A 26,357-nucleotide genomic window follows, 5' to 3' on the forward strand; every position below is an offset into this window, starting at 1 on the left:
TATGCTCATTGCTGATCTAATAGATTTACCAAGTCTAGCGATACGGTCTCTTATCTTATCAGTTACTCATATCATCGTTACAGAAACATTCCAGAATTATTTAGTGTATATCAAATCGAAGTCGCAAGCCAGCAAGCTTACTGCTGACTCCCATGAGCGAGTGCATAGGCAGATAGGTGGTAGCGGTTGGTCGGCAATGAGGACGCAGAGGCGGTATTGGTAGCTGGCTTATACAAAGCGCGACCCAGCGCTTGTAGGCTCGCGCCTGTGGTTGCGACATCATCGAACAGCAGTAAACGTTTAACTGGCGGGGTTTCGGTCAGCACAAAAGCATTATTGAGATTACTGAGGCGCTCAGCGCGTGTCAGGCCTTGCTGGCTGACGGTGTGATCGATACGCCGGACACCTTGCCATAGCGGTATCTGCCAATGCTTAGACAGCTGCGCGGCTAAGATACTGACCGGATCAAAGCCACGTTTTACCAGACGTTGAGGGGTGGTTGGCATCGCGACGATGACAGCATTATCGTGATGGCAGCCATGTGGCCGTGGTAGTTGACGAATCGCATGGAGCAGCAGTGGCAGTTTGCTCATGTCTTCGTCATGCTTGAAAGCGCGAATGGCTTGCCGAATAGGATAGTCATAAAAAGTAGACGCATGAATGCTCAAGGCGCTGCCAGCTGCGATATCGACTCTAAATGGTTTGGGTAGCCACGTAATACCATGATGGCAATGAGCACAGAGCAGACCGCGACTCAAGTGACGATGGATATACCGAGCAACCTTACCACGGTAAATATCGGTAAGCATTGAATCAGCAATCGGAGGAGTGGCTGGGGATAGATGAGAAGACAGCAGCTGGGATGGTGCGGTGCTGCGATATACGCGGCATAGCTGGCAGCGTATATCTACATACTCTGCCAGCCATAGTCCAGTTTGATAAGGAGCCAGTCGGCGCATTGCTTGTACTCCTTAGCAGTCAAAGACCGTCGACGCCGATAAGGCCTTAAAACCCCTTCCAATCATTTAAGACGATACCAAAACCGATGGAGGTGTTTTCGTGGTTATAGTCGATGATAGACTCGCCATAGCCTTGGAACAGCTGTACATAGCCATTGACGTTTTCGGTCAGTGGATAAATGTAGTCGATCTGCGCCGCGCCTTTGTTGGTGCTGGGGTTATAGCGCAACGTGCCGCTTAGGCTTTGCTGATCTGGCAAGTCGTATAAGAATTTGATATCACCATAGCCCATGTAGTCTTCGATATCAGGGTTGTCTTCGCTGCTGCTGCTTTCGTTATTGACGCGCGCCCAGAGCCGCGGCACGACCGACAACTTACCCCATTCAGCCCCTGCCATCAGATACGCGCGGTTCCACGAACGCGATAACGGATCATCTTGGCCATTAGAGTGATGAATGGCACCTGCACCTAGCATACGTAGACGGCCGCCAAAGGGTAAGTCAGCGGTCACAGGCTGGGTCAAAAATATTTCAGGCTGATAGTCGGTGGCGCGAAACGGTCGAGAGTTATCTTCGTTATATACCTGCCAGTGCGACTCTTGGGTATAGCCAAACCATAAATCAGCACTACTATCAAACAAGTCCTCTGCCACTTTGGTCTTTAACGACAGCTGAAACTTCAGCTCCGTCTCACGGACGTCATTGGACGTAAAAGGCTCGGTATCTTGTGAAGGGGTGCTTGGCCCCAAGTTAGGGTCAAAGGTATAAAACAGCGGCAATACGTAGGTTGGACGATAAGGTCTGACGGTCCAAGTACCGCGCTCACTGTTTTTATCCAAATCATAAGATAGGCTCAGCGGGGTGTACTTTTCGATGTCCGTTTGCTTGACACCGACACTTTCGAGCACTTTGGCTTCTCGCTGGGTCAACCCCACCGTGTCTAGACTCTGCGTCTCAGGCGAGGACGCCGCTTGTTGGGGCAGCTCGGCAGCGACGGCGCTGCTGCTATCGGTTGTGATGGTAGAACTTTCTTCTACAAACACCACTTGCGGGTTGCCTGACAGTGTGCTTTGAAAGGTTTTGGCTAAGTCCACAGGCTGTTTGGTGGTGGTATAGCTCGGCGTTTTGCCTTGCTCTGCCACTTTATCAAAACAAGCCAAACGCGCGGTCGCCAGCTGTACCTCGGTACATTCAGCAAACAGTTCTGCTTGTTTGGCGATAAACTCTTTACTGACCACTTTACGGTTTTGCTTACCTGCCTCTGCGCTCGCTGGTTGCTCAGTATCGGCCTCACTCTGCGGCACCTCATAATCCTCATACTCAAACGCCGCGTCTGGAACTGGCAGCTCCCGATAAGTTTGCTCGTCCATCGCAGCATGAGCTTGTAAGGCCGTCAAGCTCAAAGCCGCCGCGATTGCAACACATAGATGGCGATGGCTACTTTGACGACAGTTGAGTGATAAGCCATCAGATGGCTGGCTTGTGGCACAGGCTTGCGGTAATTGACGTTGAGTAATGATATGGGCAAACATAGGTGTCCTTTATCTGACCAATAATAAGGTCAGTAGAGTATTTTAGATAATGAATATACCATTAGCATCAGCGCTAATATAAAAACCATTCATTAATGGACATCGAGGGCTGTGCTGACAATTCGCCTAGCCCCTTCAGCATTGTTGCTTTATTGTAATGAAAATATAGGCACTATACTAGCGTTATCCTTGCTGCAAATACAGATAATAACAAACACAAAAAGACAAATCTCCGTATGAGCTTACTTTGACTAACGAGAGACAATAAAGGTTACCATTATATCAAGCACCATGTCTGTATAAACAAACAAGATAAACAGACAAGATAAACAGACAAAGACATTTAATACCTATAAAAGCAAATAGTTAGTCGGTCACTCTCCTACTTCCAAGACACCTTACCAAAAAAGCCAAGCGCCTAACATAGTAGGCGCTTAGCTTTTGATTGGCAAAATATACAGCATTAGCTGTTACATCAGGCGGGTGTTTGAAGGTGAGACATTCACCCTTTCAGCTATTATTCATCCATGTAGATAATTAGCGATTGAGCGCCTCTAAAGTCTGCTCAAATACCGAACGCCCGATTTCCCCTACTTGCTGATTGACCAACTGCCCGTCTTGATAATAGAGCAATGCTGGCGGCCCAAATAGTTGATAACGCGCTAAGATGGCTTTTGAGTCCTCTGTCGTCTCTGTGATATCGAGTCTGACCAGCAGCCAGTCTTGCATCTGGGCGGGACGATTGTGAAATAGGTTTTTGTCCATAATACGGCACTCAACACACCACTCTGCTGTCAGATCGACAATGACTTTCGGATTGTCAGCCAAAATAGCATCTAGCTCGGCAAGGGTGGTGATGTGCGCGTCATTGGCGCTATTGCTCGCACCTGTTACGCCGTTTGCAGATGTCATCATCATAGGCGCGGCGCTTAGAGAGGCCAGCGGATGCAGACTGTCGTCGTTACCCAAAGCGGCACCCACCATCAGACAAGCCGCCCAAATCCCAGCGATTAAGCCCAGCGCTTGGGTTAAGATACGACCTTTACCAAGCCAGCTCCATGCCCATGTCGCCAGTACCATAAACCAAAGCGCCCATACGACCAGCATGACAGGCGAGATAAAGACGCGCTCAATCAGCAGCAGCGCCACAGCAAAAAGCAGCAACGCAAAACCTTGCTTGACCCAGTTCATCCACTCGCCAGCTTTGGGCATGATTTTGCCTTGAGTGGCACCGATTAGGATCAGCGGCGCGGACAGACCGAAACCCAGCATAAATAAAGCGACAAACCCAAGCAGCGGACTGCCAATGGTAGACACCGCCAGCAGCGCGCCAAATAACGGTGCTGAGACACAGGGCGACACCACCAGCGCCGATAAAAAACCAGCGATTAGGCTGCCGCCCGCACTACCAAGCTTGCTATCTCCTGCTTGACTCAAGCGCTGCATCTTACTACTGATGGCATTGGGCAAACGAATACTAAAAACACCCAGCATATATAACGCCAAAAGTACAAACACAATGGCAAAGCTGATTAAGATAATCGGGTTTTGTAGCCAGCCGATGATACCCAAAGACTCACCAAACACCGCAATCACCGCACCTAAAATCCCATAAGCGGTGGCTACCCCAATGGCGTAGCTGCCTGTCAAAAGCACACCGCGTTTGACCGTGGGATTGTCTTCACGGGCGACGATATTGGCCACAATGGGTAGCATAGGCAGGACGCAAGGCGTCAAGGCCAAGCCCAAACCTGCTAAAAACAGCAATGCCAATGCCAGCCATGGATGAGACGCTAGACCAAAAGGGTCGCTATCCATCGCGCCGATAGCGGCAGTCTCACTACTACTTGAGGCGCGATCAGAAGACTGCTGGGTGTCTGCTATGGGCGCAGCTGCACCGGCAATCTCACCCTCCAATGACACTTCTTCTATCAAATCATAATCGACGACTTCATCATCCATCTGCCCACCAGCAAGGCCACTGGCACTCTCTGGCGACGCAGTAGCCGATGATGTAGTTAGCGGCTCACTGATGGTCGCCTTATCTTGAGCGTCAGTATCTACGGTATTAGCATCAGCATTGGCCGCAGTGCTTTTAGCTGTCGCGCCTTGGCCAGTCGCTGATGCATTATTGGCGCGGCTCTGGGAGGGTGCAGCGGCGATACTGACTGTGGTTTTTATCTTCTCTGGTGGATAGCACAGCCCTGCTTTGGCGCAGCCTTGCCAGCCAATTGTTATCGCAGCATTGTCTAAAGGCTTGCCATCTGTCGTACTCAGCGTGGTGCTCGCCACTACATTGGCCTGATCAAACACTGGCACGCGGCCAAAGGTCGGATCGTCGATAGAAACGGGCTGATGATTAAAGGTAAACGGCGCGGCCTTTACCTCATCAGGCAGTGTCAGCTTGAGCTGATTTTGATAAACATAGTGCTCAGGGGTGATATCAAAATTGATCGACAAGCGCGTGCCAGCTTTGGCAGGGCTGCTGCTACTGCTGACATCAAAGGCCTCGTCGATGGATAAAAACTTTTTTTGTGCACGACTGTCACTACTACCACCAAACAAATCGCCCAATCCTGCTGCGTGCGCGGGCATCGGCGCGCTTAGCCCTGCCAGCAAAGCGCTGGTACTTAGCACAAGTGCCGATAGATAAGGGCGGTTTTTTACTCTGTAATGGGGCGCATGCTTGGCTTGTTTAGGAGCGATGGTTTCGCGGGTAGTCGTGGTCGGCGGCGGTGTTGCTATATGTGCGGGCATGAAAGGCTACCTATTTATTACTCAGAATCGAATCAAAATGTCAGCAACGGCTTAGCGTGGCACTGCGATATCAACTTTGGTCGCAATCTTCTCTGGCGGATAGCATAACCCTGCCTCAGCACAGCCCTGCCAATGAATCACCACAGGGACGTTTTTTGCGCCCTTGCCATTGGCAGTGGTTAAGGTGGTGGTAGCGGTGACACTTTTTTGAGTAAATACAGGCACTTTGCCAAAGGTTGGATCATCAATGGTCACAGGCTTTTGTTTAAAGGTAAATGGCGTGGCGTTGATGCCTTTAGGGAAGCGCAGTTTCAGCTGGTTTTTATAAACATAATGTTCAGGGGTGATATCAAACGTAATCGACAGCTGCGTGCCTTTTTTGGTGGCCTTGCTGCTGCTATCCACGCTAAACGCTTGCTCAACTGATAAAAACTTTGACGACCCGTTATTGCTGCTGTTAAATAAACCGCTAAGGCTGGCTGCTTGAGCGCTTATGGTTCCCGCTGCTATCAGTAAGCTACTAGCAAAAATGATGGCCGCCGTACGCACGCTGGCTGACTGGTATTTTGTCGTAGATGTCGATATACCCATAAATGATACCTCTTAATAACTGATGTCAAACTTGATAACGCAGATTAAATCATGCTCAAAGCAGCGAGGCTGCTTATACAAAGCAAAATACATTAAAAATAATTATAATATTAATATATATACCGAGACAGTCTATAGCAAAACGCACTCAATAAAGAGTGGTTAACAAAAATCATAATTTGTGTCACTAATAAAAAATATCAACCAATAATCTGTTATTGGTTGATATCTAATCATTATAAAAAACTGCAAAGCTTGAGCCTGCTTCTTTCTAACACTGGTACAGTGCTATTGGAATGAGTTTTTCGTAACCTCTAGGAGCACAGCCCGCAAGTAAATTGATAGCAGTAGCACGGGTAATATCGGCATGTCGATGTCATTTTGGACTGGCTATAGCCTGTGCCGCAATACATTGCTTATCCTGTTATTATGGACTATAGCTGCGCGTAAATATCCGCATCTTGCCCTTCACCGCCCTGCTGGCCGTCGGCTCCTAATGAAAACAAGTCATAAGGACGGCCTTCGCTACCTGGAGCGACATACTGCATCTCATTTTCCCAGCCATCTGTCGGATAGCCACCTTTGATATAGCCGCCTTCGGGATAGTTTTTGGCGTCGATTGGCGGCGTGAGCAGTGCCTCTAGTCCCTGCGCGGTGGTAGGATAACGCGAGTTGTCCACTTTATACATATCAAGCGCGTTTGAGACAGTGGCCAGCGCGGTTTCAGTGGTTTTGATACGGGCTCTGTCGCTTTGTCCCACCACTTTGGGTACCACAAGGCCTGCTAGGATGGCCAAAATGACAATCACCACCATAATCTCGATCAAGGTAAAGCCGGATTGGCCACTTGGCTTCGCATGAGTGGTATTTATCGGGCTGCTACCTGTATTGTCCATCGTCATCTGTGCTCGGGGGGCGGCTGGGGTTTTGTCAGTCATTATCATCACTTTTATCATCGCAGTTGTGTCAGTTATCAGGGCGCTTACATGGCGTTTAATACTTGGCGCTACTTGGCGTATGGTTACCTGATTTGATTTATTTGCCGTTATCTATCGATATCGGCATCATGGTCACTATAGACCATGATTTTATTTTTATCCAGCGCCGCCAGATGACTTATTTTATGAATTTACCTTTTTTGGCTTTATATATTTTTTGGTTTTATAAACCAGCGGGCAGGTTTTAGAGACACTGACGCTGGCTACTATAGCTTACTACGGGGGTTGGCAGAAGTTTATCCTGCTCGCAGTCAACAATGTACAACAGTAAGTAAAGCTTAAGTAAGCTGGCGCAAGTTTAAGTAAGATAGACCCACGGCTCACCGTTATCTAATCGCCCATACATTTCGCTCAAAACAAAGTCTATATCGTCGATTCACCCTAAGTTACATAGCGTTTAACCGGCCAAATCATTCATATTGACAATCGGCAGCATCACTGCCATGACGATAATCATCACCACCACGCCCATTAACACCAGCATCAAAGGCTCAAGTAATGACAGTAACGTACTGATAAAGTTGGTGGCTTCGGCCTCTTGCATGTTGGCCGCTCGACTGAGCATGTTTTCTAGCTCGCCTGAGTTTTCACCGCTTTTGATCATCTGCACCATCATCGGCGGAAAATAGGAAGATTTTTCTAACTGCGTAGAGAGGCTAGCGCCTTCTGTGACTCGATCGGCTGCGCTCACAATGGTTTGCTTGATATGTAAGTTGGTCGTCACCGCCGCACCGATATGTAGGGCTTCAATCAGCGGCACCCCTGAGCGCACCAATATCGCCAAAGTACTGGCAAAGCGCGCGGCATTGAGCCCCTTAGACAAGCGCGCCATTATCGGTAGCTTGAGTACCAGACTGTCAATGGCCAGCTTGCCCGCTTGCGTTTGGGCAAAGCGATAACACAAAAAGGCCAGCGCGGCCAATACCAACAGCATCAGCCACCACCACTGAGTGATAAAATTGGACAGTGTGAGTACGATCTGGGTGATCAGCGGTAGCGCTTGCTCTGATTGCTCAAAGACCTTGACGATTTTTGGCACCACAAAACTCATCAAGCCCATGATTACTCCGACCGCCATCACCATCAGCACAATCGGATAGACCATCGCCCCTTGGATTTTCTTTTGTAAAGCAAAACGGTTTTCGGTGTAATCTGCCAATTGGTTGAGGATCAAATCCAGATGACCAGATTTCTCGCCTGCCGCAATGGTCGCGATATATAGCGGCGGAAAGCTGGCTGCTTGCTGTAGTGCGCGCGCAAGACTCAAGCCTTCTAACACATGAGAGCGCACAGCGAGCATGAGAGATTTAATATGCGTCTTTGGTGATTGTTTGGCGACGGCGGCAAGCGTCTCCTCTAACGGAATACCCGCTGCCAGCAAGACTGACAGCTGACGGGTTAAGAGCGCCAGCTCGTAAGCGGAGGGTTTTTTATAGCGGTTTTTATGCTTAGCTTGTCTGTCATTGACCGCACTGACTTCCACGGGCGTCCACTGCTTATCACGCAGCTGCTGTCGTATCTGCCGCGCCGAATCGCCCTCGAGCAGGCCTTTTTGCATACTGCCGCGCTCATCAAGCGCTTTAAAATGATAGGCTGGCATAGCAGCAGATATCCTAAGAAGATCAAAGAGAGTGAATGTTGACTTCCTCCCCGACCTAAAGGACGGGGATTCCTACTAAAGACGGCCAAGCCCGACCGCAAGAATGTTTTTTGCTCCATTAACATCTCTGTTATGGATCGTTTTACAAGAACGACAAAACCACTCTCTTATACCAAGACCTGATCTACCTTTCGGACTGTCTTGGCGAGAGCCGCAACACGAGCAGGTTTGGGTGGTGTACGCTTCATTGACTTCGATATAGTGACAACCTGCGTTCGCGCATTTGTAGTCCAGTTGCCGCTTTATTTCAAACCAACCAGCATCATAGACGGATTTGGCCAGTTTGCTTGAAGTGAATGATGTTGATTTAATTTTACCAACAACGATTAGGCTGTTGGCCTTAATAAGCTTCGATGTGAATTTATGTATTAAATCTTGGCGGGTATTTTTGATTTTGGCGTGTATCGCCTTAACTCGTTTTTTATTATTGGCTCTTTGGGCAATGGCCAGTTTTTCGGCGTATTGATGGGTGACTTTGATTTGTAGCTTGTCACCCTCACTACTGACTGCTGAATCTTTACAACCTAAATCAATACCAACCTGACCCGTGCCGCACTTAATCTTTGGAAACTCTTTAACGGTGATACAGGCGTACCAGTGACCACGATTGTCTTGTACCAATTCGCAAGTGTTGATGTTGTAGAGCGAGAGGTTATAGCTATCCCACATATCAATGATTAGCTTTTCACCCTTAGCAAGGCTTAGCTGAATAGTAGATTTAAGGCTTTTCTTGCCTGACTGACGGGTTGCTAGGTGCTTAATAGCGGTCTTTTTAAAAGGAATCCAGCCCAAACTTCTTCTCTTGGCCTTTGGGTTGTTGGTACGCCAGTTGAGTTTGGCTTTTTTAAATTGTTTACGAGCCTTGGCATGGGTTTCAGAGATGGCTTGCAAGGTTTGACTGTGCAGATTTAGGTATTCACCCGCCCCTTTGGTATAAGCGGCCAAGTCATAAGCTGAAAAGAATTTGCCTGTGCGCTGTAAATGTTTAAAACTTAGCTCATTGACGTAATTCCAGACAAAGTTAACCGCCCCAGCCAAGATATTGAGCTGAGTGGCATGTTTGTCTTTGATGCGTAGTTTGAGCGTTTTCATGGAATAATTATGATCTCAATGCGTTTGGTTATCAAGGCACTCGCAATATTGGGCGACAATGGCTGACGTCTGATATCTACGCCCTAGAAAGATGTGGCTTTACGGCGTTAGATGATAAAACAGCGCTCAAAACCTTAGGGTATGGCTTTGTCGCCTAAAACAGCGGTGTGGAGTCGTTGCTATCCGGCATCAGCCCTTGGAGGAGCAAGACATCTAAATGCTGCTGTTGGAGCTTTTTATCAAAGTCATTGACCTCAGCGATCAGCATTCTCTCGATGCGTTTGTCACTGGCAAACACGCTCAGCCGTGCACAGATGACGGCCAATTGATAAATGCGTTTTTTGCAATAGCCGTCTAGCCCTTGTAGCAGCCGCACCATATGCGGTGTCTCTAAACTGGCATAGTTATAATCCGCCACCACCTCGGGCGCAAGCGCCGTGACGCTATAGCTAATGGACAGATGCGCGCAAAAATAACAACTAAATAAATAGCCGACTACATGGCCGATATAATAGCCTCTATCGTAAGTAAAACTACTCACCCCAAAGTGCCCAAGCACATAGCTATTGAGGCTGCCTTGATCAAAGATAGGTTTGGTGTTTTTGAGCCTACCGATCGTGGCAAAGCACAGCGGGTTACGGCCATCTTGAGTGGTCAGCTGCCACCCTGCTGGCTGCTGCGCGGGCATGTGGCGGACGATATCAGCGATGATGTCGTCGACCACATGTAGCTGCTGCCAAAGGCGCTCAAGCCCATCGGTATCAATCAGCCCGCGTTTATCAAGCTGCTGCGCCAGCAAATATTGCTGGTATTCTACAAACTGTGATTTGAGCGTTTGTACCAAATAAGTCGGACGGATATTGGCAGGAGCCATATACAAGAGCCGCGTACGCTCATGCTGAGCACGGTACAAGGCCAGACGCTGGGCGGCAACGCTGTCCTTATCGGTAGAAGCATCAGCTTGCACCTGTGACGTGACTGTATGCGCCGTGTCCGCAGCGCTATCAACCGTAAACAAGGCCAACAGTGCCGCTTTATCAAAAGTCACAGCGCTGTCATCCGTTTGAGCGTCTGTCATGGGGTATTGCGCATCACAGACGGTGCCTTGAGGCGCATTACTTGGTTTGTTGCCATTGGCTTCGATAGCGGATTGGCTACCGGCTTGGGCGTTTGGCTTTGCGGTTGGTTCAGTCATAACATACCATCTGCAGCAAAATGAAACATCATCTAGATCTGACTATATGCCTGCTTTATAAGGAAATATAGCGCGCTTGTCACAAGCGCTGGCGTCCAGATGACTCAATATTCCATAGTACCTGAACATCGACGTATTGTCAGCCGTCCATCAGCAAAATACCCACCGCCGCACGCGGCTTAAAACACCTAGACTAGACAAAATACCTAGCCAGATAAACGCGGCATCACGTCATGCGCTAGCCGTGATACTGCTGGCGATAGGCTTTGGGCGAGACGCCGTAAACGCGCTTGAATGCTTGGCTAAAGGTCGAATCCGACGCATAGCCGACCAGCTCACTGATACGGCTGATGCTGTTTTGTTGCAACCGCAAATAGCGCGCCGCCAAACGCAAGCGATAATCAATCAGATACGTTAGCGGCGGCATACCGACTGTGTCTTTAAAGCGCTGCGCAAAGCTTGAACGCGACATCCCCGCGACCTCTGCCAGCTTATGTATCGTCCAGCTTTTGCTTGGGGCTTCATGCATGGCGGCCAAGGCTTTGGTCAAAAATGGGTCTTTCATGGCCTTTAGCCAATTCTCAGTGGCTTCGGGCAAGCTTTCGATATAGACGCGCAAACACTCAATCATCATGATACTCGCCCAGTGATTGATGACCGCAGTCTTACCCATACGCTCGCGCTCAGCCTCCAAGGTCAGCAGCTTAATCTCCACATCGATGACCTCAAACCTGCCATCGGACTCTTCATTGATTTCGGGCAAAATCGATGGCAGGACAGACAATAAAGGCCGTATCATCTCTTTGTCATACTTACACTCAATCAAAATCAGAGACGAATTAGACTCGCCCTCACCTTTGACATCTAGCGTCTGCGCTTTGCAGCTATTGAGCATCTCATCTAGCGGCTGGGCGGCATCACCATCATACGCTAGCGCATAGCTTGTGTGCTGATGCGTATTGGGAATCATGATAATATCGCCTGCCTGTACCTCTCGTCGATCATTGCCAACATCGATACAAAAACTGCCAGACATCACCAAGTAAAATAAAATTGTGTCTTTTCTCGTCAATGAATAAGACCAATTACCGACGCAATTTAGCCGATAGTATTTGGTTTCAAACAAATGCACATTTTGTAGCAATACGCTTAGAGCGTCCATCTGTCGTTCCTCAGTGATTATCAGCAGTGTCCAAATCTAGCAAAATAAACTATCTCATAGAGATGACACAAGTCAAATATCCGCTCGTGGACTCTGGTTAAAAATATACATACGTTAGACACATAGACCAAACTCGAGGCGCGCCAATACTGTCCGCACTTATGTGCTCGGCAAATGGCACTTAAATCAAACGGTAGAATGACAAATATGAGCGCCAAGCATCAGATCGCGGTATAAACACGCAGGCACAAAAAAACGCCGGCCAAAACCAGTGTCATTATTTATGAGCATCGAAGGATAAATATAAAGAGTAACGACAGGGAAGTCTAATAAAGAAACAAAAGAGGTTCAGCAATAGAGCCAAAGAGGCTGCTGACAGATAAAGAGAGAAAAAGAAAAATTGGGGCGACTGATGGGACTCGAACCCACGACAACCGAGATCACAACCCGGGGCTCTACCAACTGAGCTACAACCGCCATAATATGGCCAAGGAAGGCAAGATATGCAGGCTAAATGGCGCGCCTGGCAGGATTCGAACCTGCGACCACCTACTTAGAAGGCAGGTGCTCTATCCAACTGAGCTACAGGCGCTCTTAAGGGCTTTTTATATATCTAATTAAGATTACAATACTATTGTAGTATAAACTCAATCATTATACATAAAAAAAAGCCTGTAAGGCTCTTAAATAAATAGATGGTCGGAGTGATAGGATTCGAACCTACGACCCTCTGGTCCCAAACCAGATGCGCTACCAAACTGCGCCACACTCCGATATTTCTATTTTTACGATAGTTTTGTTAAGTAACTTGTCGTTGGCAAGGCCGCTAACTTGTTCATGTTCATCGCTATCGAGGTGCATATATTAAGGGGTAAAGCCGATTGTGTCAACACCTATTTTTGATAAATTTAAAAGAATTATTAAATCACCGCAAAAACGCATGTTTTTATAAAAAAGGCCACAATCAACGCCTTAATATCGATGTTACCTACTCATCGACAGGGGCATTATACTACATTTTCTCAAGGAAGCAAGTCACTGCCCTTATTTATCGTGCCTGTGTTGACGTTAAAGGGTATTAGCCATAGCGTGGCATAATCTGGCACCTTGCTGGCGAGCGCTTCTGTGACAGGCAGCTGGCGAAGCCTCGTCGGTTGCTGCGTGTCATCTTGTACAGGATACACCAGCCAAGCCTGCGGCGCTTGATAAGCCTGCGCATAGCTGGCCAATTGATAAGCATCGCTGGGGCTGATAGCAGCAGCATTGGCTAGCGTTTTCCATTTGATATCGATCACATGACTATAGCAACCTGCCCTGTCAGTGATCGCCTTTGCTTTGTGATCTGTATGAGTTGAGTTGTCATTGTCAGGCGGCGTTTGATAAATCAACAAATCAGGGCGGATAGACAAACAAGCTCGCCCCTCCTCGTCATTTAACCAGACCCGCTGCGCCTGAAACAGCGGCTGATAATCCGTACTGACGCGCCGAAACAGTGCGGCGATACGTAAGCTGGCCCACTGCTCAAAAGCTTGGTTCATATCTAGCAGTAGGCACAAACGTAGTGATGGTGGCCGCTGTTTTATTGCAGGTGGCGCGATACCATTTGCCCCAGCGACACTTGACTGGCGCAGTAGCCAATACGCCATCTCTAATAGCTGCTGCGCACCTTGCATGGCGTTCGCATGCAGTGGTTGCATAGCAAACTGGCGTTTGGCTTGCTGATAGACCGTCGCCAACTGCGTCAGCTCATGAGTATGTAGCGCAGAGATCCGCTGCCATGTCGTCGACAACTGAGCACCGATGCGACGAAAACGCACGGAGGTCTGTAGTAATGGGCTGAGTTGCTCTAAAGCACTTTTGATCAGCCGATTGGCTAGCATCTCTTGGCTGAGCACACTGCGCTCACACACGAACTTATGAGGCTGCAGCAGGTTGCGCTGCAGTTGCGCTTTTATCACTAGGCGACCTTGCAATGAGGTTTGGTTATCGATCTGCGTTTGATAGTGCTGGGTGGGTGGGTGCTGCGTCAGTCCTTGCAAAAACTGCTGAATGAGCCAATCTGACAATGGCAAAGCGTTGATCGGTAAGGGTGCGGCGTGGCGACCAAACTGCCCAAGATGTTTGCTATTTGGCAGTGTCTGCGGTGATGAGTCATTACTGGCGATCAAATCTGCCAGCATCCTCTGCACCCAAAGCCGAGTGCGGCTGATAGCGCGCTGCTGCTTTGATGGCGACTGACGCTGAGGCGGTGTATTTGTCGCTGCCATCCGTTTGGGTAATATCTCGAGCACCATGCCACTTGGCAGGTGCACAATACCGATATAGTGACCCACCTGAAGCTGCCACTGGCCCCGCTTGCGCTTGATGCCAAATACCGCAAACTCTTGCGCCAGTAGCCACTCAAAATCAGTCACGTACGCAAAGTCGCGCGCGGTCAGCCGCTGATGCTCAAACACTGTCATAATGCCTGTCTGAGAAACAGCTGGCCGCCGCAGCTCAGGATTACCAGCGGTATGAAGGTCGCTATCGTTATGGAGCACAGTCATCAGTATAACCGCTGATAGATAGCCGCCTGCGCAAATGCGCCTGTGCCTGCTATAAGATCTGCATTTATCCTATAGCTCCCTGCCCCTAGAGCCGAGTGCGGCTGACCAAAAAATGAATCATGACCCAAATAGCCAGCGGCGCTGTCGTTTTGCGTCGCCGTCTGTGTAGGCCGGCTACCTGCCAGCAGCGCTTGGCTGTCTTGTATAAACTGCATCGCTAGCGGCTGCTCGTCATCTTGAAAGATATATTGTAGCACCGCCACCTGCCCACCTGCGGCTTGCGCTAATTGTGGAATGATTTGCTCGGCCAGTGCGCGTTGTAAGTACTCCAGACTCTCTATCGCCCACAAAAACGCATGGCCCAACTGCGACTCGCTGCCGAGCGTTTGCGTGATGCGCTGATTGAGGCTGCTGAGTAGTTTATCGAGCGCTATCGTGGCAACTGGCTCAGCACTGTCTGCGCTGTGGTCTGTCTTTATACTGGGTAGCAGCTCAGGCTGTGGCGGACAATCGACAAATCGGAAGCGCCGGCGCAGCGCCATATCTAGCGGAGCTAAAGAATGATCTTGCGTGTTCATGGTGGCATAAATATCAACATTGGCCGGAATACTAAAAGTACGGCCAGAATACGCCAGCTTTACCATCATCGCATTGGCCATGCCAGTGCGTTTATCTGGCTCAATTAAGCTTAGCAGCTCACCAAAGACTCGTGATACGTTGGCACGGTTGATCTCATCGATCAGCATAGCATAGCGCTGTTTGGGGTCGCGAGCGGCGCGCTGACACAACAACAAAAACGCGCCATCTTGAATGCCATACTGCATCTGTCGGCCTGCGGCATTGGTAGCGGTATTGGCAGGTGTCATGACAGGGCGAATCCCTTCGACAAACTCTTCATAGCCGTATGCTTGGTGAAAGCTCACCATACTAAAGCGCTGCTGGCTAAGGGCTTGCTGGCGCGCACTATTGTCGAGCTGCGCGTGCTCAAATTCGGCTAGCTGCTGTGATAAACCCTCTAGCAAGTCGATGCTATCAGGCAGCAAATACCACGCACCGCTCTCATCCTTATCAAAATACGCTTGACTGGCACGATTGTCACAGCTGACCGTCTGCGAGTCAGCAGGACTGTGGCGACGCAGCGCCAACCAAGCGGTGCTGCTTAAGTTTTTGTCGCGGGCATTTTTGGCTGCCTTTGCCACAAAAAAAGGATGGGCGACAATCTCTGGTACTTTTAGTAAGTCCTGCTGCGACTTGCGCATCTGCAAAAATATCAAGCATAGCACCTCGCGCCAGCTCAAGTCCTGTAACAGCTGGGCCAATAGCGCCTCATCATCAGCGGTGGGCAGATCGTCGGTGTATTGCTGGGCGATTTGTAGCAATCGATAAGTCTTACCGGTACCAGCGACACCCGTGTAGATGATATTGACCGGTTGGTGAGAGCGGTTTGGTTGAGTGAGCAAGACATCAGACATAACATTATCCAGCAGAGCAAAAGTGTATAAACATGAAACAAGCAATAGGCGGGCTGATTATAACAAGGAAAATGGCGACGTTAGGGCGGTCTGCTCGTTACCTTTCTATCATTTTGTAAGCGCAGCAGTTCATGCTAATAATAGTAGGCAGAACGCGGTTAATGTACCATAGTAGCGGTGACGACTTGGCAGCCAATAGGCGCTTCGTCGTTATTGATGAGGTTTCATCATACGCAATGTCACCTTTAACCTATCTATATAAAGGAATTTTGTATGTCAGGATTATTAAAAAAACTCCCTACCAAGCTGACCAATAAATTGCCAGCCAAAGTAGCTGACAGCACAAGATCGCCAGTCGAACCACCAAACAGCACGCTCAAGCCCGTCAGTAACCAATTTACCAAGCTATTGTCAGTGACCAAATACTTACCGGCCAGCGCCCGCTCTAGTATTTTATCCAAGGCTTTTGGTAAAGTGGTGCCCTATGTCGGCACCACGGGCGTCTACTATGAGACGGTTGAGCCAAACCAAGTGGCGGTCAGCTTAAACAACACCAAAGCCGTACAAAACCATATCGGCTCTATCCACGCCGTTGCCATCACCCTGCTGGCCGAAACAGCCACGGGGTTTATTTTGGGTCTAAACCTGCCCTCTGACCGTGTCCTGCTGATTAAATCTTACTCGGTAGATTTTTATCGCCCCATCAAAAAAGGCCAGATCGCTGCTATCGCCACCTTGTCTGATGAGCAGCGCTTGACCATCCTCAATACCCCAAAAGGCGAGATGGTCATCCCTTGCGTCATCCATGATCGCGAGTCTGATAGCGATCGCGACCCTATCGTGGTCGAGATGACATGGGCTTGGATACCCAAATCAGAGCTAGAAGCCAGACGTCAAGGTAAAGCGAATGCGCAAACAGCAGCAAGCGCTGACGCAGCATTGGCAGATGCGCGTGACGACCAGATCGATGACGCTCAACCCGCTTCACAACTAAGCGATACACCCTCTGCGCAAGACTTGTCTGCCGCCACTACAGATATGGCCAAAAGCACATAGATTGCGTGATTAAATAAAAAACCCATAACAAGGAGACAATGATGTCCAAACTTATCCATACATTGACAGCCCCTTTATCCAAGGTACTGCTGGTCAGCGCCTGCGCGTTGGGGCTTAGCATGACTGCCGCAGCCGCTCCAGCAAATGCCAGCCAACATGCCACGCTTAGCAAATCCAGCCCTGTCTTTTTGGGAGACGGTGGCAACTATCCTTTTTCTGAAGCGGTGCGGGTCGGCGATACACTATATATGTCAGGCCAGATCGGCTTTAGAGACGGCAAGCTGGTCAAAGGCGGCGTCAAAGCCGAAACCAAGCAAGCGCTAGACAACATTCACGCCACGCTCCTAAAGTATGGCTACCAAAAGTCAGATGTGGTCAAATGCATGGCGATGTTGACCGACATGGATGACTTTGCTGACTTTAATGACGTCTACAAAGCCACGATGGCCAAGCCTTATCCGGTGCGCTCAGCCTTTGGCGTCTCAGATCTGGCGGCGGGCGCAAGCGTCGAGGTTGAATGTATCGCTGTCAAATAATCGCGGTATTCACTATTGCGGTATTCACTATCAATGTGCTACTGCATACCAGTCATTACCAATAGAGCACGACCAAATAACTGGCTTTGATAGTCAGTTATTTTTTTGCCGTTTATATGCTAGGCACCTTTATAACCCCCCTATCAATTTAAAAGCGGTTCATCATTTAGCGCGCTTTCTTTGGTCACGCGCAGCACTTCCTCTAACGTCGTCCGACCTGCTATCACTTTGTGCAGTCCATCAGCGCGAATCGACGATGTTTTTTGGCGGGCGTAGGCTTCTAGCTCATACTCAGCGGTGTTGCTATGAATCATACGGCGCAGCGTATCATCGATGGGCACCACCTCATATATGGCGGTACGACCTTTAAAGCCTGTCTGATTGCATTTGTCGCAGCCGACGGGTTTGGGGAGTTTGATAAAGGTGTCTGTCGCTTGTGCGCCTGATGGCCCCGATGTCAGATCAATCTCGGTAAAGAGCTTGGCCTGCTCACTATCTGCAGCTTGCCAGCCATGACAATGCGGGCACAAGGTGCGTACCAAACGCTGGGCGACGACCCCTATCAGTGATGATGACAATAAGAAAGGCTCAACCCCCATGTCTTGTAAGCGGGTGACGGCCCCTATAGCGGTGTTGGTATGTAGCGTCGATAATACCAAATGTCCGGTAAGTGACGCCTGTACAGCAATTTCTGCGGTTTCTAAATCGCGGATCTCACCGACCATCACCACGTCTGGATCTTGTCGTAACATCGCGCGCAGACTCTTGGCAAAGGTCATATCGACTTTATTATTCACCTGCGTCTGGCCGATGCCATCGAGCTGAAACTCTATCGGGTCCTCAGCGGTCAAGATATTGCGAGTCTGATCATTTAGGTCAGTCAATGCCGAGTATAAAGTAGTGGTCTTACCAGACCCCGTCGGCCCAGTCACCAAGATGATACCGTGCGGGCGATGGATAAGGCGCTTAAGCTCACTATAGTCGCTGTCAGACAAACCCAGATAGGTCATGTTTAAGCGGCCTGCTTGCTTATCGAGCAGTCGCATCACCACCCGCTCGCCAAAGCTAGAGGGCAGCGTCGACACCCGCACATCGACTTCACGCCCTGCTAGACGCAAGCTGATACGGCCATCCTGTGGTACGCGTTTTTCGGCGATATCGAGTTTGGCCATCACTTTGATACGCGAGACCAAGAGCGGCGCTAATTGACGTTTTGGGCTAATGATTTCTTTTAGCTCGCCATCGACGCGAAAACGCACGACCAAGCGTTTTTCAAAGGTTTCGATATGAATATCAGACGCATTGAGACGGATGGCCTCAGACAGTAGCGCATTGATCAGGCGGATGATGGGGGCGTCGTCTTGCTGATCCATCAAGTCTTCTGTCTCAGGCACGCTATCTGCCAAGCTATCGAGATCCGGATGGTCTTCAAGTCCTGCAGCAATGTGCTGTGACTCGCCCGTATTGCCTGCATAAGCGGCGTTTAGGCGTTTTTCAAACTCATCGGCGCTGACACTGTCATAGGTTGGCACGCCGCGCACGCCCTGCTGCTGCAAAAACCGCACCGCTTCATTAATCGCCGATAGCGGTGTGGCCTTGGTCAGTACCAGCGTCGCGGGCAGCTCAGGGTCTATCGCAAGGATGACCAAAACCTGATGGCGTTTGGCAAAACTATAAGGCAATTGCATCATAAGAACGACCTGATAACTAAGAATAACTGCGGTATGAGCAGCATATGATGACAGCAGAGGTATGTGTAAAATCGACTCTCTCTAAAATGGCATAGCGCTCTTGACTATAGAGCGCGGCTTAGCATAGCGCGGCTCAGCGGCGCACCGCCTTAGTCCAAAAAAGACTGCCTGTAAACCTGCATGAGTTTGGTATAATAGCATTTTGTGTCAGATGCGTATTAGTTTATCTGCAAGACGCGCGCCCCTATCGCTTGGTGCCAATTGCGCCATCTAACGCGCCAAGTCCACAGAGGATTTTTATTTTGTCGATAGTGCGCTATTATCAGTTTAAGACTTGTCTGATAAGCGGTGCATGTTTGCACTAAGACACACCCTTTCATATTTGACTGTCTATTTATTAGGTCATCTTGCCGCCCGTTATTAGGATTTGAGTTATGTCAGAAAACGCCCACCCCACTCCCACGCCGCTGCTATCAGACACCTTTAACGTCGGTAGTCGTACCTTTTCTTCTCGGTTATTGGTCGGGACGGGAAAATATAAAGACATGGCGCAGACAGGTGAGGCCATCGGCGCGTCGGAGGCAGAGATTGTCACCGTCGCCATTCGCCGTACCAATATTGGGCAAAACAACGATGAGCCCAATTTGCTCGACGTCATCTCTCCAGACAAATACACTATTTTGCCAAATACTGCTGGTTGTTTTGATGCCGAAACGGCGGTTCGTACCTGTAAGCTTGCTCGCGAGCTGCTGGGCGGGCACAATCTGGTCAAGCTTGAAGTGTTGGGCGATGAAAAAACCCTCTACCCTAACGTCATGGAAACATTAAAAGCGGCCAAAGTTTTGATAGAGGATGGGTTTGAGGTGATGGTATATACGTCTGACGATCCTATCGTCGCCCAAGAGCTTGAGAGCATGGGCTGCGTGGCGATTATGCCGCTCGGTAGCTTGATTGGCTCTGGACTTGGCCTGCTCAATCGCCATACCCTCAGCCTAATCATCGAAAACGCCAACGTACCCGTATTGGTCGATGCAGGCGTCGGCACTGCCTCGGATGCAGCGATTGCCATGGAGCTTGGCTGCGATGGTGTCTTGATGAACTCTGCCATTGCCAATGCGCAAAACCCAGTCTTGATGGCAGAAGCCATGAAGCACGCTATATGGGCTGGGCGTGAGGCGTTTTTGGCGGGCCGTATGCCGATGCGCAAAATGGCAGCCGCCAGCTCGCCGCAGACAGGCTACTTTTTTCAGTAGACGTTTGCTAGCTCAGCGGACACCTGATCGTGTGGCGCTAGATATGACACCACCATCACAGGTCTTTTCTCCAACCTCATAAAAGGATTTATTATGCGACTTCTCACAGCAGTCGATCAATTATTTTTACTTCTTGAGTCGCGTAAACAGCCCATGCACGTTGGCGGCTTGTTTTTATTTGAATTACCAAAAGCGGCGGATAGTGATTTTGTCTATCAGCTGGTAAAACAAATGCAAGAGTCCGACGTGCCGCCAAGCTTTCCTTTTAACCAAGTGCTAGAGCATCTGATCTTTTGGAAAAAAGACAAAAACTTCGATGTGGAGCATCATCTGCATCATGTCGCGCTGCCAAACCCTGCGCGGATTCGCGAGCTGCTGATGTATGTGTCAAGGGAGCACGGACGGCTGCTAGATCGCGCCATGCCGCTATGGGAATGCCACGTGATAGAAGGCATCCAGCCCGAGACTGAGGGCGGTGCTGAGCGATTTGCGCTGTATTTTAAAATCCATCACTCATTGGTGGACGGTATTGCAGCCATGCGTTTGGTACAAAAATCCCTATCGCAGTCCGCCACCGAGCCTGTCACCCTGCCTGTGTGGTCACTGATGGCGCGCCACCGCAACCAAGTCAACGCCATACTGCCCAAAGAGCGCTCCGTGCGGCGCATCATCAAAGAGCAAATCTCTACCATCAAACCGGTGTTTACTGAGCTGCTGGACAACCTCAAAAACCATGGCGACGAAGGCTATGTCGGCACCTTTGATGCGCCGATGAGCATCTTAAACAAACGTATCTCCGCCTCTCGTCGTATCGCTGCGCAGTCTTATGATATCGAACGCTTTAACGATATCGCCGCCCGCCTAAAAATCAGCAAAAATGATGTGGTGCTTGCCGTCTGTGCAGGGGCCATTCGTCGTTATTTGCTCGCCATGGATGCCCTACCCAGCAAGCCGTTGATCGCTTTTGTCCCGATGTCGCTACGTACTGATAATAGCGTCTCAGGTAACCAGCTGTCATTTGTCCTAGCAAACCTCGGCACGCACCTTGATGATCCACTACGCCGCATCGAGCTTATCCACCGCAGCATGAATAACGGCAAACGCCGTTTTCGCCGTATGAATCAGGCCCAAGTGATCAATTACAGCGTGATTGCGTATGCGTGGGAAGGCATCAATCTGGCGACAGGCTTATTCCCCAAAAAACAAGCCTTTAACCTGATCATCTCCAATGTACCCGGCTCAACCAAGCCCTTATACTGGAATGGCGCAAAGCTACAATCGCTATACCCTGCCTCTATCGTCTTTGATGGTCAAGCGATGAATATCACGCTCGCCAGCTACCTCGATAGGATTGAGTTTGGCATCACTGCCTGTAGTAAAGCGCTACCGCATATACAAGACATGCTGATACTGATCGAAGAAGAGCTGGATTTGCTAGAGGCGACCAGCAAAGAGCTTGAGTTTCAGGGCATCACGGTCAAGGACAAGTGTGATGACCAAAACCCTAAGCACATAAAAAAGCTGGCACCATAATGGTACCAGCTTTTAAGATTTGATCGTTGAAGGCAGCTTAAAACGCATCGCCCCAAGTCGGTACCACCACTTGCATCAATGGCTTGAGCAGCTTGACGTTACAAGCAAAGATAGAGCCTGATGTCATCGAGTTGTGCGCGCCAGTATGATCGACGACCACGCCGCGTGCTTCGGTGACAATCAGCTCACCTGCTGCGATGTCCCACGGCTTGATAGACATCTCAAAATAACCATCAAAACGACCTGCCGCCACATAGCACAGATCCAGCGCGGCTGAGCCTAAACGGCGAACTTGTCCGCCCGCTTCAGAGATTTTTTGTAGGCTTTCAAAGTGCTGCTTGGCATAAGAGATGACTTCGCCATTGCGTTTGCGCTCAAGCGGATGACCGGTGGTAAATAGCCCACCGTCGATGACTTTACGCTCACTGACATTGATACGGCGTTGGTTGAGACGCGCGCCTTTGCCGCGGCTGGCAGAAAACATCTCGTCACGCACAGGATCATAAATCACGCCGTGCTCGGTCACGCCTTTATACTGTACGGCAATAGAGACACAAAACTGCGGCACGCCATGGACGAAGTTTTTGGTGCCGTCTAGTGGATCGATAATCCAGCACCAGTCGGCATCTTCGCCGCGGCCTTCTTGCATACCAAACTCTTCACCCAAAAACGAATGGTTTGGGTAGCTGGCTTTTAGTGTCTCAATCGTCAGCTCTTCGCTAAAACGATCAATACGGGTGACCAGTCCATCAAGCCCTTTTGACTCGATGTCTAGCTCGATTTTGTGACGGTTTTGATGCGCGTATAAAATCTCTTTACCGACTTTTTCAGCAGCACGTGCTGCGATGACGACCATGGGTTCCATAGATAACCTATTTGCTTGATGAATGAATATACTTAAGAGATAACACTGATAAAATGTACAAAAAATAAAGCCGACTTAAAACTAAATCCTATCAACCTAACAAAAACCCTAGCCGCCAAGCAAACCAAATAGATGATTGCTAGTCGTGGCACCGCCCAAGTTGTCAAATAATTCACACCTACGGCAAGTAGGCGAGGTTTAAGAAAAAAACCTATAAGCTTTATTTTTTACTCTGCTATTTTAGCAATTTTTTATGAATGATAGGGTTTTATTTTAGCAGTTGCTTGAGCTGACTGACCACACCTGCAACATCCAGACCACAGTCGGCCATTTGCTCTGCGGGCGCGCCGTGCGCGATAAAACGATCCGGAATACCGATATTGCAAATGGCTGGGCGATGATGCTTAAAGACCGCCGACTCATTGAGCAAGTATTCATTGACTGCACTGCCCGCGCCGCCCATCAGCATGTGCTCCTCTAGGGTGGCGATATGGGTGATGCCGTCTGCCAGTATCTCTTCTAACAATACGGTATCTAGTGGCTTCACCCAGCGCATATTGACCACATGTACCTGACAGTGCAACTGCTGAGCGATATCTTGAGCAGCCGAATCAGCGGCGGCGACCATGCTACCAAACGCCAGTAGCGCCAGTTTGAGAGGGGCCTCATCTTGTCCTACTACCGACTCAATCATTGCCTTGCCGATGTCATAGGTCTGCGCGGGGCGCTCGATGGCAGCACCTGTACCGACGCCGCGCGGATAACGAACAGCCGTACAGCCTTGATACTCATAGCAAGTATTTAATAAATGATAACACTCGTTTTCATCTTTTGGCGCCGCGATTAGCATGTTGGGTACGCAGCGCAAAAAAGCAAAGTCAAACACACCCGCATGGGTCGCGCCGTCCTCGCCCACCAATCCTGCGCGGTCGATGGCAAACGTGACATCAAGATCTTGCAAAGCCACATCATGAATCAGCTGATCGTAGCCGCGCTGCAAAAACGTCGAGTATATCGCCACGATGGGTTTGACGCCTTGCGTTGCCATACCAGCAGCCAGTGTGACGGCATGCTGCTCAGCAATCGCCACATCAAAAAACCGCTCTGGGAACTGACGGGCAAAGTCGGTCATGCCTGAGCCTTCTTCCATCGCTGGCGTGATGGCGAGCAATTTGTCATCTTCATGCGCTTTGTCACACAAAAACTGGCCAAATACTTGCGAGTACTTTAGCGCAGGCTGCGATTTTTTAGCAGCAAGCGGCGTATCATGCGGCTGCTCATCTGGTAGCTTACTAATGGCATGATAGCCAACTGGGTCTAGCTCTGCAGGCGCAAAGCCTTTGCCTTTCGTGGTATAGACATGTACCAGCACGGGGCCTTTGACTTGTTTTGCTAATGACAAGACGCGCAGTAGCTCAGGTATATTGTGGCCATCAAAGGGACCAAAGTAGGTAAAGCCAATGGCTTTGAATAAATTGTCCTCGAGCTGCGGCACATCGCGCATCTCTTTGTGGCGTTTGCGCCGATCAAACCCCTGCATATCAGGGCGCTGGCAGACGATAGGCTGACCGGTATCAGAGATATCTACTTGATACCCCGACTCCCATAGCATGGCCAAATGCCGCGAAAACCCGCCAATCGAGCAAGATATCGACATGTCATTATCATTTAAAATCACCAACAAGTCGGCATCTTGCTGCACCGCGTCGTTCATGGCTTCAAACGCCATGCCGCCTGTCATCGCCCCATCACCGATGATACAAGCGACCGTCTGCGGCAGCCCCTGATACCGCAGCGCCAGACTCATGCCGAGACCCGCTGAGATGGAGGTCGATGAATGACCAACACCAAAGGTGTCGTACACAGACTCGGCGCGCTCAGGAAACGCCGTCAACCCGTCTTTTGCACGGATACTGCCCAGCTGATCGCGGCGACCCGTCAGCACTTTATGAGCGTAGGCTTGGTGTCCCACATCCCAAACGATTTGATCGTGCGGCGCATCTAGCAAGTAATGCAGGACAATGGTCAGCTCGACCACACCTAGGTTGGCACCAAAGTGTCCGCCACTTTGACCGGCCGAATACAACAAAAAAAGGCGCAGCTCATCGGCTAACGCAATCAGCTGAGCGCTACTAAAGGCATTTAAATCAGCAGGCGTATCGATACTATCGAGCAGCGGCGTCTGCGGGCGCACACGTGGGATCGCCGTATAAGTCTGCTGCAGACTGGGCAGTTGAACCGCAGACGTAGTGGCTGACGCAGATACGGACTGAGACTGTGGGGAATAAGGTGACTGCTGCATAAACCGTACGATACCTACCAATCTGCTGACAAAACGTGCTTTAGGGTATAAAAAAAAGATAGCCAAGCGACGTCAATAATATCTACATCATTATTGATGTAACAAGCCATATAGTTATTTATGTAACACCGGCATAAAGTCCATCATGCGGCGTCTCACAGCAAGCACGCGAGCATAATATATAGCGCGGCGCGGCTTGGGATGAGTATTATGCCTTATTATCAGACATCAATACCGAATGTTCGTGACGACATAGTAATGTAAGGGTAAAGACTTGTCACTGTATCCGTCAAAATAGTATGGCATAATAGCATTTTTTTTTAATTGTCGCTTTAATCATCGTGCGCCGTCTGTGAACTTTGTGTGTTTTTACCATAAAGCGCAAAACCATGCTATCGTCATGAGCAGGTGATCGCGTTTTTACAGACTCTACTGCCACCACCACCGGCTTATGTAGGACAGTAATGTCATATCAATTTATTACCAGTGCCAAACTACCAACTCGTCATGGCGAGTTTGATATTCATGTTTTTGAAAACGACGACGGCCAAGAGCATGTGATGCTGACCGTTGGTCTGTCTGCGTGTGAGCAAGTAGCGGCTGATAAGACGGCAGACAACCTCGGTGTGCCGAGCACAGCACATGCAGCCTCAGAGCCGCCGGTGCCCTTGGTACGTATTCATTCTGAATGCCTTACTGGCGATGCCTTTAGCTCACTAAAATGTGACTGTGGCCCGCAGCTCAATACTGCCATGCAAGCCATCCAAGAAGCAGGCTGCGGCGCTATTTTGTACTTGCGCCAAGAAGGCCGCGGTATTGGTTTGACCAACAAAATCCGCGCCTATGCGCTACAAGATCAGGGCCATGATACGCTAGATGCCAATTTAATGTTAGGCTTACCTGCTGATGCGCGCATTTATGACATGTGCGGCCCCATGCTCGCCCATGTCGGCGTCGATGCGGTGCGGCTCATCACCAACAATCCAGATAAAGTCGCCTACTTGACCGAACACGGTATCAATGTGGTGGAGCGCGTGCCTCTGCTGGTGGGTGTCAACGATATGAATGCGGATTACCTCGCCACCAAACGCGACCGCATGGGACATTTGCTCGACAAAGACTTTAATACTGCCATACACCTAAATAAATAGATATGTT

General features: G+C 49.6%; 19 protein-coding genes and 3 tRNA genes. 5 read left to right on the forward strand and 17 right to left on the reverse strand.

Features of this window, described 5'->3' with window-relative positions:
* Positions 1-137: 137 nt before the first annotated feature.
* The 14 genes from AADH33_RS11505 to AADH33_RS11570 form a co-directional block, all read right to left on the reverse strand.
* Positions 138-959, reverse strand: a complete 822-nt coding sequence (locus AADH33_RS11505) for a ComF family protein (RefSeq protein WP_241900600.1) — start codon at positions 957-959, stop codon at positions 138-140.
* A 46-nt stretch (positions 960-1,005) separates the two neighbouring features.
* A complete protein-coding gene (locus tag AADH33_RS11510; RefSeq protein WP_348548957.1) occupies positions 1,006-2,490 on the reverse strand; it encodes a phospholipase A in 1,485 nt (494 codons plus the stop codon).
* A 537-nt stretch (positions 2,491-3,027) separates the two neighbouring features.
* On the reverse strand, positions 3,028-5,247 hold the full coding sequence (locus AADH33_RS11515; protein WP_348548958.1) for a cytochrome c biogenesis protein CcdA: 2,220 nt from the start codon (positions 5,245-5,247) through the stop codon (positions 3,028-3,030).
* A gap of 51 nt (positions 5,248-5,298) precedes the next feature.
* Positions 5,299-5,838, reverse strand: a complete 540-nt coding sequence (locus AADH33_RS11520; protein WP_348548959.1) for a protein-disulfide reductase DsbD domain-containing protein — start codon at positions 5,836-5,838, stop codon at positions 5,299-5,301.
* A 434-nt stretch (positions 5,839-6,272) separates the two neighbouring features.
* A complete protein-coding gene (gspG, locus tag AADH33_RS11525) occupies positions 6,273-6,734 on the reverse strand; it encodes a type II secretion system major pseudopilin GspG (RefSeq protein ID WP_348549989.1) in 462 nt (153 codons plus the stop codon).
* A 499-nt stretch (positions 6,735-7,233) separates the two neighbouring features.
* Positions 7,234-8,436 (reverse strand): type II secretion system inner membrane protein GspF, encoded by a 1,203-nt coding sequence (gene gspF, locus AADH33_RS11530; RefSeq protein WP_348548960.1) that lies wholly within the window; start codon positions 8,434-8,436, stop codon positions 7,234-7,236.
* Positions 8,437-8,511: 75 nt separating this feature from the next.
* Positions 8,512-9,588, reverse strand: a complete 1,077-nt coding sequence (locus AADH33_RS11535) for an RNA-guided endonuclease InsQ/TnpB family protein (protein WP_348548961.1) — start codon at positions 9,586-9,588, stop codon at positions 8,512-8,514.
* A 154-nt stretch (positions 9,589-9,742) separates the two neighbouring features.
* The gene (locus tag AADH33_RS11540) at positions 9,743-10,783 is read right to left on the reverse strand and encodes a hypothetical protein (RefSeq protein ID WP_348548962.1); all 1,041 of its coding nucleotides are present in this window, start codon (positions 10,781-10,783) and stop codon (positions 9,743-9,745) included.
* A gap of 238 nt (positions 10,784-11,021) precedes the next feature.
* Complete coding sequence (locus AADH33_RS11545) at positions 11,022-11,945, reverse strand: AraC family transcriptional regulator (protein WP_207969719.1); 924 nt, start codon at positions 11,943-11,945, stop codon at positions 11,022-11,024.
* A 401-nt stretch (positions 11,946-12,346) separates the two neighbouring features.
* Positions 12,347-12,422, reverse strand: a tRNA-His gene (locus tag AADH33_RS11550).
* A gap of 38 nt (positions 12,423-12,460) precedes the next feature.
* Positions 12,461-12,537, reverse strand: a tRNA-Arg gene (locus tag AADH33_RS11555).
* A 104-nt stretch (positions 12,538-12,641) separates the two neighbouring features.
* Positions 12,642-12,718: transfer RNA gene (locus AADH33_RS11560), tRNA-Pro, on the reverse strand.
* Positions 12,719-12,967: 249 nt separating this feature from the next.
* Positions 12,968-14,491 carry an McrC family protein gene (locus AADH33_RS11565; RefSeq protein WP_348548963.1) on the reverse strand — a complete coding sequence of 508 codons (1,524 nt, stop codon included), beginning with the start codon at positions 14,489-14,491 and terminating at the stop codon, positions 12,968-12,970.
* The gene (locus AADH33_RS11570) at positions 14,491-15,963 is read right to left on the reverse strand and encodes an McrB family protein (protein ID WP_348548964.1); all 1,473 of its coding nucleotides are present in this window, start codon (positions 15,961-15,963) and stop codon (positions 14,491-14,493) included. Before AADH33_RS11570 ends, AADH33_RS11565 begins: the two co-directional genes overlap by 1 nt.
* A 273-nt stretch (positions 15,964-16,236) precedes the next feature.
* Here AADH33_RS11570 and AADH33_RS11575 point away from each other — a divergent pair, with 273 nt between their 5' ends.
* The gene (locus AADH33_RS11575; RefSeq protein WP_348548965.1) at positions 16,237-17,019 is read left to right on the forward strand and encodes a DUF4442 domain-containing protein; all 783 of its coding nucleotides are present in this window, start codon (positions 16,237-16,239) and stop codon (positions 17,017-17,019) included.
* Between the two features lie 38 nt (positions 17,020-17,057).
* The gene (locus AADH33_RS11580; RefSeq protein WP_348548966.1) at positions 17,058-17,555 is read left to right on the forward strand and encodes a RidA family protein; all 498 of its coding nucleotides are present in this window, start codon (positions 17,058-17,060) and stop codon (positions 17,553-17,555) included.
* Between the two features lie 143 nt (positions 17,556-17,698).
* Here AADH33_RS11580 and gspE read toward each other — a convergent pair whose 3' ends face one another.
* Positions 17,699-19,246, reverse strand: a complete 1,548-nt coding sequence (gene gspE, locus AADH33_RS11585) for a type II secretion system ATPase GspE (RefSeq protein ID WP_100748809.1) — start codon at positions 19,244-19,246, stop codon at positions 17,699-17,701.
* Between the two features lie 434 nt (positions 19,247-19,680).
* On the opposite strand from gspE, the gene AADH33_RS11590 reads away from it, so the two are divergent.
* Complete coding sequence (locus AADH33_RS11590; protein ID WP_348548967.1) at positions 19,681-20,499, forward strand: thiazole synthase; 819 nt, start codon at positions 19,681-19,683, stop codon at positions 20,497-20,499.
* Between the two features lie 93 nt (positions 20,500-20,592).
* Complete coding sequence (locus AADH33_RS11595; protein WP_075101810.1) at positions 20,593-22,032, forward strand: WS/DGAT/MGAT family O-acyltransferase; 1,440 nt, start codon at positions 20,593-20,595, stop codon at positions 22,030-22,032.
* A gap of 37 nt (positions 22,033-22,069) precedes the next feature.
* On the opposite strand, the gene AADH33_RS11600 is transcribed toward AADH33_RS11595, so the two are convergent.
* Together AADH33_RS11600 and dxs are read right to left on the reverse strand one after the other, a co-directional pair.
* On the reverse strand, positions 22,070-22,897 hold the full coding sequence (locus AADH33_RS11600) for an inositol monophosphatase family protein (protein ID WP_100748806.1): 828 nt from the start codon (positions 22,895-22,897) through the stop codon (positions 22,070-22,072).
* Between the two features lie 268 nt (positions 22,898-23,165).
* A complete protein-coding gene (gene dxs / locus AADH33_RS11605) occupies positions 23,166-25,199 on the reverse strand; it encodes a 1-deoxy-D-xylulose-5-phosphate synthase (protein ID WP_348548968.1) in 2,034 nt (677 codons plus the stop codon).
* Positions 25,200-25,663: 464 nt separating this feature from the next.
* Here dxs and ribA point away from each other — a divergent pair, with 464 nt between their 5' ends.
* Positions 25,664-26,350 carry a GTP cyclohydrolase II gene (ribA, locus tag AADH33_RS11610; RefSeq protein ID WP_348548969.1) on the forward strand — a complete coding sequence of 229 codons (687 nt, stop codon included), beginning with the start codon at positions 25,664-25,666 and terminating at the stop codon, positions 26,348-26,350.
* Positions 26,351-26,357 lie beyond the last annotated feature (7 nt).

The organism is Psychrobacter sp. KFRI-CH2-11, from assembly GCF_038239325.1.
GTDB lineage: Bacteria > Pseudomonadota > Gammaproteobacteria > Pseudomonadales > Moraxellaceae > Psychrobacter > Psychrobacter celer.

Coding starts and splice junctions, on each gene's coding strand:
- AADH33_RS11505 (WP_241900600.1), bottom strand. CDS start 959: ATGCGCCGACTGGCTCCTTATCAAACTGGACTATGGCTGGCAGAGTAT.
- AADH33_RS11510 (WP_348548957.1), bottom strand. CDS start 2,490: ATGTTTGCCCATATCATTACTCAACGTCAATTACCGCAAGCCTGTGCC.
- AADH33_RS11515 (WP_348548958.1), bottom strand. CDS start 5,247: ATGCCCGCACATATAGCAACACCGCCGCCGACCACGACTACCCGCGAA.
- AADH33_RS11520 (WP_348548959.1), bottom strand. CDS start 5,838: ATGGGTATATCGACATCTACGACAAAATACCAGTCAGCCAGCGTGCGT.
- gspG (WP_348549989.1), bottom strand. CDS start 6,734: ATGGACAATACAGGTAGCAGCCCGATAAATACCACTCATGCGAAGCCA.
- gspF (WP_348548960.1), bottom strand. CDS start 8,436: ATGCCAGCCTATCATTTTAAAGCGCTTGATGAGCGCGGCAGTATGCAA.
- AADH33_RS11535 (WP_348548961.1), bottom strand. CDS start 9,588: ATGAAAACGCTCAAACTACGCATCAAAGACAAACATGCCACTCAGCTC.
- AADH33_RS11540 (WP_348548962.1), bottom strand. CDS start 10,783: ATGACTGAACCAACCGCAAAGCCAAACGCCCAAGCCGGTAGCCAATCC.
- AADH33_RS11545 (WP_207969719.1), bottom strand. CDS start 11,945: ATGGACGCTCTAAGCGTATTGCTACAAAATGTGCATTTGTTTGAAACC.
- AADH33_RS11565 (WP_348548963.1), bottom strand. CDS start 14,491: ATGACTGTGCTCCATAACGATAGCGACCTTCATACCGCTGGTAATCCT.
- AADH33_RS11570 (WP_348548964.1), bottom strand. CDS start 15,963: ATGTCTGATGTCTTGCTCACTCAACCAAACCGCTCTCACCAACCGGTC.
- AADH33_RS11575 (WP_348548965.1), top strand. CDS start 16,237: ATGTCAGGATTATTAAAAAAACTCCCTACCAAGCTGACCAATAAATTG.
- AADH33_RS11580 (WP_348548966.1), top strand. CDS start 17,058: ATGATGTCCAAACTTATCCATACATTGACAGCCCCTTTATCCAAGGTA.
- gspE (WP_100748809.1), bottom strand. CDS start 19,246: ATGATGCAATTGCCTTATAGTTTTGCCAAACGCCATCAGGTTTTGGTC.
- AADH33_RS11590 (WP_348548967.1), top strand. CDS start 19,681: ATGTCAGAAAACGCCCACCCCACTCCCACGCCGCTGCTATCAGACACC.
- AADH33_RS11595 (WP_075101810.1), top strand. CDS start 20,593: ATGCGACTTCTCACAGCAGTCGATCAATTATTTTTACTTCTTGAGTCG.
- AADH33_RS11600 (WP_100748806.1), bottom strand. CDS start 22,897: ATGGAACCCATGGTCGTCATCGCAGCACGTGCTGCTGAAAAAGTCGGT.
- dxs (WP_348548968.1), bottom strand. CDS start 25,199: ATGCAGCAGTCACCTTATTCCCCACAGTCTCAGTCCGTATCTGCGTCA.
- ribA (WP_348548969.1), top strand. CDS start 25,664: ATGTCATATCAATTTATTACCAGTGCCAAACTACCAACTCGTCATGGC.